This window comes from uncultured Clostridium sp. (assembly GCF_934754925.1).
GTDB lineage: Bacteria > Bacillota > Clostridia > Clostridiales > Clostridiaceae > Clostridium.
In genome coordinates this window covers 1-10,392 of the sequence record NZ_CAKVJA010000062.1, presented here as the reverse complement: position 1 = coordinate 10,392, position 10,392 = coordinate 1, and the positions used below count along the sequence as shown (strand labels likewise).

Genomic DNA, 10,392 nt, shown 5'->3' with positions numbered 1-10,392 from the left:
TCTATTTATCTTTAAAATATTCTACTATATATTCAACAATCCTTGAACAAGCCTTTCCGTCTCCATAAGGATTTACTGCATGAGCCATTTTATTATAAGCTTCTTCATTATTTATAAGTTCATCAGCAATATTAAATATATCTTCTTTATTAATTCCCGCTAACTTTACAGTTCCAGCTTCAACAGCTTCCGGTCTTTCTGTTTCTGTTCTTAAAACAATAACTGGCTTACCAAGAGCTGGTGCTTCTTCTTGTATGCCTCCCGAATCTGTCATTATAAGATAACACTTAGCCATAAGATTTGCAAAATCAACATATTCAAGAGGTTCAATTAAATGTATTTTATCTTCTACCCCCTTAAAACTTTCATTTGCAAGTTCTCTTATTAACGGGTTTTTATGCATTGGAAATATTACATTCACATTTTCATTTTTAGTAACAAGCTCTCTAACTGCAGCAAATATGTCTCTCATTGGTTCTCCCCAATTTTCTCTTCTATGTGCAGTTAATAAAACTATCTTATTATTTTCAAAATCTATATGGTTCAAATTTTTATCATCAAATTTATGATTTTTATCTACAACACTAAGTAAAGCATCAATTACAGTATTACCTGTTATGTATATATTTTTATGTATATTTTCCTTTTCTAAATTAGCCTTATTACTTTCCGTTGCCGCAAAATGCAAAGTAGCAATTGCTCCTGTTAACTTTCTATTAGCCTCTTCTGGAAATGGGGAGTAAAGATCTCCAGTTCTAAGTCCAGCTTCAACATGTCCTATTGGCTTTTGATTATAAAAAGCTGCTAATGCTCCATTTAGTGTTGTTGAAGTATCTCCATGTACTAAAACTATATCAGGATTACATTCTTTTATTACTTTATCTACACCTGTTAAAACCTTATTAGATACATCAACTATTGTTTGACCATGAGACATTACATTTAAATCATATTGCGGCTTAACATCAAATATATCAAGTACTGTATCAAGCATTTCTCTGTGTTGAGCTGTAGCACATACAATTGATTCTATTCTATCATCCTTTTCTAATACTTTTGCTAAAGGACACATCTTTATTGCTTCCGGTCTTGTTCCAAATACACTTAAAACTTTTATTTTACTCAATATCCTTACCTCCTAAGTAAATTCTTAAATTACTTCATCTTATTATATATTACACTTAGTAAACAAACTATAATTATATAAATAATGAAAAGGAAAAGCTGAATATTTCTTTTTCTCTTCACTATCCAATTTATTTCTCTCACCTTATAAGCAATTTTTCTATGCTAAATTTAGTTATTCCTTATCAAGATAATTTCCTATAACTATTAATATTACAGGCACAAAATATGAAAACATATTTGCTATTATATGAAATCGGAAATAGCTAGACGCTATATTTGTACTAACAACTCTAATTAATGTAAATACTGCAACAACAACTATTGGCGCTACTATTCTTATTTCTCTTTTTAGTCTCATAAAATTATTAAATAGTAATGTTGCTAATGCAATAATTATTATTGGTTCAATAAAAGTTGCAATAAATTCTATAATATAAAATACTGTTCTAAAAACACCATAATATCTAGTTGAAAATACAAGTTCATCAAAGAAATATGGTATGCTATTAATATTATTTATAACCTTTGGAATTAATAATACAATAGCAATTATTCCAAGAACATAATTAATTACTTTTTGATTTTGACTAACTTTATTTATAGTTTCTTTAAAGTCTTCAGATTCTGAAAAATCCTTAACTAAATTTAATGTATTATTAGTAACTTCAACTGTAGCATTTACTGCCTTATCAGCATACTCCTTAACCTTATCTGAATTTATAGTAGTTTTATTACTATAATTGTTCTTTCTATTATTATAATAATTATTATCTGAATACATTTCAGAAACACAATTCTTACAATAATATTTATTGTTTATCTCTACCTTACATTCTTCACATATAAGATTGTGACATCTTACACACATTCCTACTGCTTCTCTTTCTTCATGCCTTGAACAATTCATACCTCATTAATTCTCCCTTCTATTATTAATCTAATATTAAATTACCCTTTGCATCAGTAAATTTTTTACAAGCAATTAATATAAAATCTACCAAAGTCCATATTCCAAATCCCCCAAAAGTAAGCAATTGGAGTATCCCTGTTCCTATTTTTCCTACATAAAATCTGTGAACTCCTAAGGTTCCAGTAAAAAGACATAATAATAGTGTTACTAACCAACTCTTTTGCATATATTTTCTTCCATAATATTTATTATATTCTTGTTGCTTTACTTCCCCATAATTATATGTATTATATTTATTTCTTTGATTAGAACTAAATATATTATTTTCTACACATGATTTACATACTGCTTTTCCATTTATATTAACTTTACATTCTTCACAAATAAATCTTCCACACTCCGTACATGCAGCTACTACTTCTTTATTATCATGATAATAACATTTCATAATCTTCATCTCTCCTCAAATTAAAGCTACAAATTCTAATTTATTTTACTTTTTCTCCATATTATTCATATTCATAATTATATCATATAATTTAAATCCTAGGAAAAATTAATCAAAAAATAATAGGGACACTAGGAATCCAATTTCTTGCTTCCAAGTGTCCTTATTACAAAATATAATGACTAATATTCATTACCTATACCTAAATTATAAATAATTAATCCATTATTAGTTATTGATAATAGATAACTTAACTCCAGAAAAAGTGCTATCAGTATGATTAATATATCCACTGTATTTTCTAACTTTTCTACCCCAGGGGTAATAAAAATTTCTACTCTGCTAGTGCCCAGATAAAACTTTTATTGCCCTTGAGGAATCAAAGTGTTCAACAACTATAGTATGTTTTCTTTGTTAAAGTAAATTTAAATACTTGTAAAATTAATATTAAAACTTTTTATTTTACTAAATAAAAAAAATTTTTATAATTTATACCTCTTCATGCTTATCTAATATTTCTTTATACTTATTATCATAATAATCATATTCTTCATCTAAACCATCATCTTCATAGAAATTATTATAAAGCTCTTCAACTTCATCATCAAAATCACTTCCTGCCTTTAATAAAGCAAAAATAACTACATATACTAAACAAATAAATCCAATAATAAAAATATATTTAATCAAATAATCACCTCTTATAATAAACAAATTTTATTATAATTCTTTCCACATATATTGCAACATATTCAATTAATTATTAACATATATTTTTAATTTAACTTACACACATTCTAAGTATAAAAAAATTTACAATGACAAGAATAAAGATATATAATTATGATTTTATATTTAAAAATTTAATAAAGGTAGGTAATTTCAATGACTGACTTTAACACAAGTAAAACTAAAGAAAATTTATTAAAAGCCTTTGCAGGTGAGAGCCAGGCTAGAAATAGATATACCTTCTCTGCATCAGCTGCAAAAAAAGAAGGATATCCTATTTTAGAAGACTTATTTAACTATACTGCAAATCAAGAAAAAGCTCATGCTAAACAATTTATGGATAAGTTAAAAGAGTTTTCTGGAGAAGAATTAGAAATAACTGGTTCATATCCAGTTGTTGTAGAAACTAGTACATTAACTTTATTAAGACTGGCTGAAAAACATGAAAATAACGAATTTGAACATGTCTATAACGAGTTTGCTGCAATTGCTAAAGAAGAAGGTTTTCCAGATATAGAAAAATTATTTACTAATATTGCTTCTATTGAAAAAGTTCATTCCGACAGATTTAAGAAATATGCTGATATGCTAGAAAAGGGATCATTATTTAAAGATACTGCTAGTACTGCATGGATGTGTACTAATTGCGGATTTATTTATGAAGGTCAAGAAGCACCTTTAAAATGTCCAGTTTGTGAACACCCTCAAGGATATTTTATAAGATTTCCTGAATCTCCATTTGAAAAGTAATCAGATAAAACTTTAACCTAAAGGTTAAAAAATACTCCCTTGCTCAAAGACAAGAGAGTATTTTTATTGTTGTCTATTAAATTTACTTAAGAATAAAATTCCACAAGTATATATTAAAATTGTACAAACTCCATATAAAGTTAAATTCATAAGACTACCTAAATCAGAGAAACCCCCTCTGATTACGAACATAGCCACTAATGTTATTAATGCTATCCCACAAATCATAGTATTTCTTATAACAAATAACTTCTTATTATAATTAAATCCAAACTTCCTTGAAAATTTAAATAATATAATTCCCAAAGACATATAAGAAGTAATTACAGTTCCTAGCTCAGATCAAATAACTTTTTCTGCCCATCTTCCTTATTAATATCTTTAGCTATTTTAGGATAAAAATAAGTCATTATATTGCTTAATATTACAGTATTTATTAAAGTCATTATTGTATTTGAATAACTTAACTTAGATATTTCACCTTGTCCCAAGTTTGATGAAATTATACTATTACTCTTTTTCCTACTTTTCTTATATTAGCTCTCTCTAACATATTTATCTAACTCCTGAAATTGCTTTTCTGATTCAATAAACAGCTCTTTATTATTAATCTTATTACTTGAAATAATATCTAATATATATCTTGAATCAAACTTATCTTTATCATTCTTGCCACTAGACTCTTCACAATTTCTAATATGATAATACTCTTGTCCTAAACCAATATCCCTAAGAACATTCAAAGTCTTATCACTATAAATAAAAGGGTACAATCCTTGATTAAAAACCTGAGATAATATTACAGAGTGAAATCTTGTTCCAATTATATTCTCCATGCTCTCAAATTTTTCTAAAAACTCATCAATATTTCCCTCATAATTAACAACTTCAAAATTCTCTGTAATTGCAGAAATTACAGCTTCTGCAACTTCAGGATTACTTGATACATATCTAATTTCGATAATAGGAGTATTTGCTTTAGTTATAAATTGCAATGAATTCATTAATGCTTTTGGTGTAGTATCCAAATTGACTTCATCAATTATTTTATTCATAAAATCCCTTGTTTTTATTAACTCAATATAAGTATTTATAATACTAGAATATGATTCTAACTCCTTATCTGAATAATCACTTTGCACCTCCTCAGTTTTACCTGCAAATAATTTTACACTTGCTTCATATTTAGGAGTACTTATAAAAAATACAAAAACTGCTGTAATAAAAGTAAATGTTAATATAGACGCTATTATTAATCTTACTCTTTTCTTTAATGCTTCAACTACATCTTTAGCCGTTAAAAATTCTTCCTTTACATATCTTTTACTATCTTTAATTATCAATCTAACCCTTTCTCTTAAGTAACTAATCACATAATAAAATATTGACTCATTCCACTTAAAGATAAATTTTTTCTTCTTAATACTGCTAATTCATTTATAATAACTTCTACATTATCAAACCTATTAATTTTATCTACTAAAGGCCCATCCTCTGGTAAAATAACTGTAATATTAAACTTATCTTTATCTAGATTCTTTACTAAATTTAAAAGGGATCTATCTGAGCCATATAATTCAGAACTTGAATGTAAAAAAACTATGTTATTCATAATATTGTTTAACCCCCATCAATTCATCAATTAACTCAATCCATTTATCTCTTATATTTTCTACATCAAATTCTCTAGACTTAATCCTACATTCCTTAGACATATCTTCTATTAAATTAAATGATTTAATCTTTTCTTTTCCCTCTCCAACTATAACTAATTTCCAATCATCATTTGTTTTAGAAAAAGTATTAAATGATTCAATAAGTAAATCAAAGCCTTTCTGATGATTGAATCTTCCTGCTGCTAAAAATTGTTTCTTATTAACCTTTGATTTCTCTTTACTATTAAAACTTCGAGGATTATATATTACCTGACATTCTATATTTTTCTCTTTTTTAAACATCTCTTTATCATGATTATTTAAAACAATATATCTATCTAACTTAGGTATATATTTATTAAAAAGTATATCTTCATTCCAGTAGTATCTATATCTATTTTTTAAATATGCTTCATATGAATTATGCTGCCACCCTACAGTTTTTGCTTTTACCTTATCTGAAATTATTCCTAATATTAGGCTGAAATATCCTCCAACCCCTATTACTAAATCATAGTTATTATTATTGATATAATTTATATATTCTTCTTGTAGCTTTTTGGGGTAAGCTATTTCTTTAAATGTAGTTTCAAAAGTCTCTTTATTAAATATACCTGTTATCTTGTTAAATCCTCTTAAAAGCTTATTTATTGGTTTTTTGCTATATAAATCCCTATTATTATGTAGCCTTATTTTAGGATTTAAGCCATATAAACTTCTATCTATAGTTGGATTATTTGATGTCCAAGTAATATGGACTTCATACTCTTGAACTAAGTTATTTGCTAAGACAGATAAAACTCTTTGGGCACCTCCTAAAGAAAAAAGCTCATTAGTTATAAAGCATATCTTCATATTTTCACCTCCATACTACTAAACTGTTCTGTTAAAACTAATATATTGCCAATGTTTCATTTTATTTATTATAAATAAATCAATTTATTTATTTTCATATTTTATATTTTTTAGCATCTTTTTACATTTTAGTTATACTATAATATTATCTTTTTGGGTTATATTGCAGTATATTTTTTTAAATTTTTACAAAAAATTAAAATATTAGAGTGAAAATAAAATACTTCCTTGACTTTAGTCAAGGAAGTATTTTATTTTTCCACTTAGATAATTGCTATAAATCATTTTTTTCGTTTATTACTTTGTTATAGTCTACTACACTTAATATAGTTTTTTTTAATATTATTCCTTTTTCTTTTTTAGTAGCATAAAAGTAATTATCTGTTCCAATTTTAAACTTTTTACTATATTTATTTATTTTTATATAATAAAGCTTATTGTCAAAAATACTTCTACCTACTATAAAATTTCCTTTTATCTTTATAAATTTACATCTATATAAATCATACTCATTCATAACTAATTCATCCTCTATTTGTTATTAAACTTATATTGCATTACTAAATAATATCTTAATTTATAATTTTTTAAAATTATTTTAAAGTAAATCTTTTATATTTTCTATCACATTTACATGCTTACCATTAAATAACTTATTAACTATCCAATTGCTTCTTATCCCACTAGTGACTAAAAACGGTGTAATACCTAGTTGTAATGCTGCTTCTATATCATCCTCTGTATCTCCAACTAAAATATCTCCATCTAAAATATCAATTCCATTATTCTTTATAAAATCCGATTTAGTTCCTCCATTATGAGGTAAAACTAATATCTTATTAAAATAACTAGCAATATTAAAAGTATTTATTTCATCTAAAACATTTTTTTCATTGCTTCTTCTTGTTATAAGTATTAAATTATATTTATCAGATAGTTTTTTCAATGTTTCTACACTAAAATCAAATAACTTATTATAATTTAAATAATCTTTACTTTCTATAATTTCCTTTTTTCTTTCATTCCATTCTTTAATTGAAATATTATCTTTATACTGCTTATTTATCCATTCAATTTCATTAATTCCAAGTTTCTTTAATGCCCAAAATTCATCTTCAGTCAAGGCTTCCTTATACTTATTATCTATATTATCTATAAAAAATTTATATAACCTTTTTTTATTACAAATAATAGTTCCATCAAAATCCATAAAGCAATTATTCTTCATTATAAACAACCTCTTCATAATATCTAGTTACAATACTATTCCATTTAACTTTGCTCATATTTTCTTCATAATTATTATCTATATTACCTAACTTTAAAAATAACTCAACCATATTTATAGATGATAATGAGCTTGATATACTAAACCCTCCAAATCTAGGATTTAACTCAATAAAATAATTTTCTCCACTTTTAGTCTTAATAAATTGAACATTACAAAAACCAGGTATCTTAAATTTTGAAAGTATTTTTTTACAATCATTAATCATTTTTTCATCTTTTATTATTTCAACCTTAGTTGCTACTCCGGCTTTAACTTCTAATCTTTTTCTAGGTACAATTATTAAAGGATTCCCCTTTAAGTCATTTAATATATCTACAGTATACTCGTCCCCTTTAATAAATTCTTGTACAAAAACATCACCTTCCAGATTATGTTCATGTTCATTATATTCCAATATCTGTATTCCTCTACTCCCAACGGATATCTTTTCTCTTACTATCTTCTTATCATTATAACCTAAATCAACTTTCCTTGGACATGTAATACCTAATTCACTTATATTTCTAGTACATACCTCTTTATCTTGAATTTCATTTAATACATCGGTTGTTGGTATAATTATTCTGCAATTTCCCTCAAATCTCTCTATTTCTTCTGATATTTTTTTAACTTCGAAGTCGTGTATTGGTATAAAAATATCTATCTTATGCTTATCTATAATATGTAATAACTTTTCTATATAACTTTCATCATTATATAAAGGTATTTTTTCAAACTTATCTACTAATTGACTACCTGCAGTATATCCAAAATCATTTAAATCTATCCCTACTACATAATGTTTCTCACTTATCATTCTTATTAATTTTAAAAATCCCACGCTAGTTGCTGTTCCTATTGATGAAATTAAAATATTCATATTCTATGCCCTCCTATAAGCAAAAATAACTATAGAGAAAATGCATCCTTTAATTTTCTCTATAGTAAATTCTTTCAGTTTAAATATGACATATATTATCTTATTTAATAATATATATCATATACTTTTACAACACTATTTTGTTTTAGTAACTCTATATGATGCTAAAGAGTCATCTAAAAGATGAAGTTCTGATAATATTTTATCATTTTTAAAATCATATTCAGTAAATATAGCTGTATCGGTATCTGCACTACCCCATCCAATTAAAAATACATTATTTTCATCATCAATCTTTTGTGCAGATCCCATATACATTCCAAATCTGTTACCTACAGAAAACTCTTCACAATTTACTATCTTCTTATTTTCTTCATCTATAGTAAATTCAAGAACACGACTCTTACCAACCTCAGAACCATTATCAAATAATACAATTCTTCCATCTTCTAAGAAATTTGCATCATGTTGCCTAGAGAATTGTTGGTTTTCTTTAATTCCAAACTCATCTCCCTTACCACCTAAAATCCAAATAACCTCTGCAGTTTTTCTATCTAACTTAACTATTGCATTTAGATTTCTTAAAGAACAAATTATATTATTATCATTTTTATCTATCTCCATAGAATTTAAATGTGCATAATCATACCACTTAGTATAATCATTAAATTCGTTATTTTCTAAACTTAATTCATATAATTTAGGATCATTTGTACTATCCCATTGCCATACTACTTCACCATCTTTTATCTCTTGTAATACAGATGCTACAACCTTTGTAGAATTCCCCAAAGTAGTTAAATTGCTCGGAATATTATCTACTAATTTATTTACATATGCAGATAATATATAGTGACCATCATCTATCATATAAAAATCATGTCCTTCTGGCTTATAACCTGCAGTTAAATCTCCATATGGTAATAACTTAACTCTATCTATTTCATTATAATTTTCATCTAAAACTACAACTTCCCCTTTATGATATCCTGTAACTACTGGCGTATCTACAGGATCAGCTTGGAAATAAGAATATCTAATCTTTCCATCTATATTATGTTGTTGGAATAACCAGAAAGATTTTGTTGTATCTCGCTTATAAAAAACAATCTCTCCTTGATTATTCATTTGTACTATATAAAATGGCGCTACATACGTGCCTATATTAAATAAGTAATCTCCATCATAATTACTTTGTCCATCTAATGTATATGTCGGAAAATCTGCTGGTAAAGTTTGAAGATAGTAATTTCTAAAATCACCAGTTTCATTACTTACTATTTCAATTCTAATTTTTACATCCTTAGACAACTTTCCAATTTCAATTGTAGTATCTTCATTACTATTAACTTCTTTTCCATCTATCTTTAAAGTAATTCCATCAAGATTTCCTACGTTTACTGTTGCTTGACTATTAGCAACTAAAGTATTTACACTTACTACTGAATTATCATTTTTAAAATCAAGATTTATTAATTCATTATTTATCTTAATTCTTACACCTTTATCACTTAATGAATCCTTTATTTCCCCTGCTGTATTAGTAGTCTTATTATTTATTTGTTTAACTTGTATATTTACATCATTTATCTTATTTAAAATAGATTCATAAATAAACATTCCCTTATTATATAAAAACATTCCACCTTTAGTAGCTCCTAATCCAATAGCAATAACTACAACTAGAGCTACTACAATCTTCATACCTTTTATTAATACGTTCCTTTTCATTTTATCCCCCTCATTTTCCATCAATAAAATATAATA

Annotated in this window: 12 protein-coding genes; 1 reads left to right on the top strand and 11 read right to left on the bottom strand. The window is 25.8% G+C overall.

Features of this window, described 5'->3' with window-relative positions:
• Position 1: 1 nt before the first annotated feature.
• The 4 genes from wecB to Q0G30_RS13075 all read right to left on the bottom strand — a co-directional run bounded on the left by wecB (position 2) and on the right by Q0G30_RS13075 (position 3,176).
• Positions 2-1,126 (bottom strand): UDP-N-acetylglucosamine 2-epimerase (non-hydrolyzing), encoded by a 1,125-nt coding sequence (gene wecB, locus Q0G30_RS13090; RefSeq protein WP_294390869.1) that lies wholly within the window; start codon positions 1,124-1,126, stop codon positions 2-4.
• A gap of 174 nt (positions 1,127-1,300) precedes the next feature.
• The gene (locus Q0G30_RS13085) at positions 1,301-2,035 is read right to left on the bottom strand and encodes a B-box zinc finger protein (RefSeq protein ID WP_294390867.1); all 735 of its coding nucleotides are present in this window, start codon (positions 2,033-2,035) and stop codon (positions 1,301-1,303) included.
• Between the two features lie 25 nt (positions 2,036-2,060).
• Entirely contained in the window at positions 2,061-2,486 is a 426-nt protein-coding gene (locus Q0G30_RS13080) for a TM2 domain-containing protein (RefSeq protein WP_294390864.1), read from the bottom strand.
• Positions 2,487-2,975: 489 nt separating this feature from the next.
• On the bottom strand, positions 2,976-3,176 hold the full coding sequence (locus Q0G30_RS13075; protein ID WP_148324263.1) for a hypothetical protein: 201 nt from the start codon (positions 3,174-3,176) through the stop codon (positions 2,976-2,978).
• 195 nt (positions 3,177-3,371) lie between these two features.
• Between Q0G30_RS13075 and rbr the strand changes: the two genes are divergently transcribed.
• Positions 3,372-3,965 carry a rubrerythrin gene (gene rbr / locus Q0G30_RS13070; protein WP_294390861.1) on the top strand — a complete coding sequence of 198 codons (594 nt, stop codon included), beginning with the start codon at positions 3,372-3,374 and terminating at the stop codon, positions 3,963-3,965.
• 536 nt (positions 3,966-4,501) lie between these two features.
• Here the strand turns inward: rbr and Q0G30_RS13065 are convergent.
• The 7 genes from Q0G30_RS13065 to Q0G30_RS13035 all read right to left on the bottom strand — a co-directional run bounded on the left by Q0G30_RS13065 (position 4,502) and on the right by Q0G30_RS13035 (position 10,356).
• Complete coding sequence (locus Q0G30_RS13065; RefSeq protein ID WP_294390858.1) at positions 4,502-5,308, bottom strand: Wzz/FepE/Etk N-terminal domain-containing protein; 807 nt, start codon at positions 5,306-5,308, stop codon at positions 4,502-4,504.
• Positions 5,309-5,334: 26 nt separating this feature from the next.
• Positions 5,335-5,577: a hypothetical protein gene (locus tag Q0G30_RS13060; protein WP_294390854.1), complete on the bottom strand. Its 243-nt coding sequence runs from the start codon at positions 5,575-5,577 to the stop codon at positions 5,335-5,337.
• A complete protein-coding gene (locus Q0G30_RS13055; RefSeq protein ID WP_294390851.1) occupies positions 5,570-6,475 on the bottom strand; it encodes a glycosyltransferase in 906 nt (301 codons plus the stop codon). Before Q0G30_RS13055 ends, Q0G30_RS13060 begins: the two co-directional genes overlap by 8 nt.
• Positions 6,476-6,749: 274 nt before the next feature.
• Positions 6,750-6,992: a hypothetical protein gene (locus tag Q0G30_RS13050; RefSeq protein ID WP_148324226.1), complete on the bottom strand. Its 243-nt coding sequence runs from the start codon at positions 6,990-6,992 to the stop codon at positions 6,750-6,752.
• 81 nt (positions 6,993-7,073) lie between these two features.
• Positions 7,074-7,703, bottom strand: coding sequence for an HAD hydrolase-like protein (locus Q0G30_RS13045; protein ID WP_204571797.1), 630 nt, complete (start codon positions 7,701-7,703; stop codon positions 7,074-7,076).
• A complete protein-coding gene (locus Q0G30_RS13040; RefSeq protein WP_148324220.1) occupies positions 7,693-8,625 on the bottom strand; it encodes an ATP-grasp domain-containing protein in 933 nt (310 codons plus the stop codon). Before Q0G30_RS13040 ends, Q0G30_RS13045 begins: the two co-directional genes overlap by 11 nt.
• 135 nt (positions 8,626-8,760) lie before the next feature.
• Positions 8,761-10,356, bottom strand: coding sequence for an aryl-sulfate sulfotransferase (locus tag Q0G30_RS13035; protein WP_148324217.1), 1,596 nt, complete (start codon positions 10,354-10,356; stop codon positions 8,761-8,763).
• Positions 10,357-10,392: the final 36 nt, after the last annotated feature.